This window comes from Trichococcus pasteurii, assembly GCF_900112935.1.
GTDB classification, from domain to species: Bacteria; Bacillota; Bacilli; order Lactobacillales; family Aerococcaceae; genus Trichococcus; species Trichococcus pasteurii.
The window spans coordinates 1-2,381 of the sequence record NZ_FONM01000043.1 but is presented as its reverse complement, the minus strand read 5'-3'; the positions used below and the strand labels follow the sequence as shown (position 1 = coordinate 2,381).

The 2,381-nt window shown below is 46.2% G+C and carries 2 protein-coding genes; both read right to left on the bottom strand.

Annotated elements, in window-relative coordinates:
* Nucleotides 1-75: 75 nt before the first annotated feature.
* Complete coding sequence (gene istB, locus BM184_RS15145) at nucleotides 76-804, bottom strand: IS21-like element helper ATPase IstB (protein WP_093365143.1); 729 nt, start codon at nucleotides 802-804, stop codon at nucleotides 76-78.
* A complete protein-coding gene (gene istA, locus BM184_RS15140; RefSeq protein ID WP_093365140.1) occupies nucleotides 804-2,231 on the bottom strand; it encodes an IS21 family transposase in 1,428 nt (475 codons plus the stop codon). Before istA ends, istB begins: the two co-directional genes overlap by 1 nt.
* Nucleotides 2,232-2,381 lie beyond the last annotated feature (150 nt).

The following is a 2,381-nucleotide window of genomic DNA, read 5'->3' as shown; positions in this document are numbered from 1 at the left end:
TGTGTTTTGCAAGACATTCCTACACAATATTGCAAAGAAAAAGTACACACCTTTGCGCCTGAAATTTTTCTCTGATTATTTTGGTCTTGATAGAGCGTTTTTGAGCCGGAAGCTCTCTCCGGTGAAGCTTAGAATGTGTGCGTGATGAATCAAGCGGTCCACCAATGCCGCCGTCAAACGTGTATCGATAAACACCTTATTCCATTGGCTGAACTCCAAATTACTGGTGATGATGATACTTTTCGTTTCATACCAATCACTGATCAGCTGGAAGAGTAACTCGGCACCTTCCTTAGTGAACGGCACATAGCCCATCTCATCTAGGATAACCAACTTCACCTTGTCAAAACGGTGCTTGAAGATCTCCAACGTGTTGTTCTTCCATTGGCGTTCCAATTCTCCCACCAATTCGGAGACTCGCCAGAAGCGCGTTTCAACACCAGCATGCGTGGCCATTTGGCCCAGAGCACAAGCTAAATGCGTCTTACCAGTTCCTGGAGTACCCACGAAAACGGCGTTTTCTTTTTGGCGGATAAAGGAGAGGCTGATTAAATCTTCCTTTGTGGTCGGATTTGGCAGCGTGATATGATCATGCCAGTCGTAGTTGTCTAAAGTCCGGCGTACAGGGAATTTGGCCTGTTTGAAGAGCCGAGCCGTCTTTAGTTCTTCCCGGCACTTCAATTCATTCTCCAACAGGAATAGCAACCAATCTTCTTTGGTTTCAAAGCCCTCCGTTCCAATGACTCTAGGAATATGAGAGAGCCGCAACTGCTTACAGATCTCTTCTAAACGATCGGTTTCCATCAACTCGCCGCCTCCCCATTAGATGACTTGAGAAATGCATCATAGTCATTCCAATCCACATCATAGGCATCCGTTTCTTTCGAAGAACCGATAAGGTCGTAGAAGTTCTGATCAATACCTAACATATCGTTGGTGACGAGAAAAACGAGAAGCTGATCTACACGCTTTGCCTGTTCTTTCCAATCGGGATGGCTGAGATAGAGCTTGATGCGTTCGGGTAGATATTTCCAGTAACGAGAGTAATGCATCGCACGCAATTTGCGCCGCCAATCGAGTAGTATTGCTTGCCAGTCAATCGCTCGTTTCTTCATCATGTAGGGCCGGGGGCCTTCAGCGATAATTTCACCATCCGTGCTAACCAGTTGATAGGAGTCAAAGCGAAGCAGCCCGTAGATGATGGAATGGTTCCGGGCGCGAGGAACATGGATTCGCTCGCCATCCAGCTTAATTTCGTTGTACTTATTGGCTTTTACTTCGATTTCCTTGAAGACTGGATATGCGACATCGGGCAATGCCAAAAGATCCGCTTTTTCCTCAAGCCAGAGTTCACTGATAAGTACATGTTTCTCATAATGAACGCGTTCCCTGTCTTTCGCTAATTGAACCGCCAATGCCTCATTAAAGCTTGCGAAGTCCTTCATGATTGGAGTGGCCGGAAAGAAGTTGTAGCGAACATAGCCGACTTTATTTTCTACGCTGCCTTTTTCATTTCCGCTTCTAGGGTTGCACACCTGTGTCTCAAACCCATAATGCGTAGCGAACTGCAGGAACCCATCCGTTAACACTGCTGGTTCCGTCTTCGACTTTACTTGCGTTACTGCCGTAGACATATTATCAATGCGAATTTTTCGTGGGACGCCGCCAACTTGTCGGAATAGCTCCTTCATTCCTTCAAGTAGACACTCTTGATTCTCCGCTGGTAATGCCACCGCAAATCCGCCGTTACTATAAGGAAAAGACATCACGAGTGCTTTGATATCCTTAAAGGCTCCTTCATGGCAGACCTCCATGGTGCCAAAATCCAGCTGCGCTTCCGCCGGAGGATGTTCCAAACGCTCAAAGCCTTGATCTTCATTGGCTTCAACGTAGTGAGTGGCTTTCCAGTCCCTAACGAAATCACAAACCGTGCGATACGAACCGGGGAACCCCTGGTTCTTCAATTCTTTAGTCATAAAGTCAACGGTCCTACGCTTCTTCTTCGGGAGCTTAGAATCTTCAGAAAGCCAGAGAGCCACGATGCCTCCCCAGTGTTCCACATACATCATGCCCGTTTTCTTTCGGACCTTCGGCTCAGGTAAAAGATCCTCATCTGCATACTTTTTTGCGGTGCGCCAGTTGATTTCCAATTCGTCAGCTATGTGTTGAATAGATTTATCGTGATTGTTTCGTAGATTTCTGATAGTATTAATATCGGTCATTGCGAGCATTCCCTTTCTTACCTCCAGTTACAGTGTCGGAACTATAACTTTAGAGGAATTTCAGGACGCCCGCAATGGCTTTTTATTTTACCCTAAGCTGCTTGCGGAGCTATGTACTTTTGCGCTGCAATTGTATGTACGTTTATCTTGCCACAAACA

Excerpts from the sequence above, each read along its gene's own strand:
- istA (WP_093365140.1), bottom strand. The coding sequence starts at position 2,231 with ATGCTCGCAATGACCGATATTAATACTATCAGAAATCTACGAAACAAT.
- istB (WP_093365143.1), bottom strand. The coding sequence starts at position 804 with ATGGAAACCGATCGTTTAGAAGAGATCTGTAAGCAGTTGCGGCTCTCT.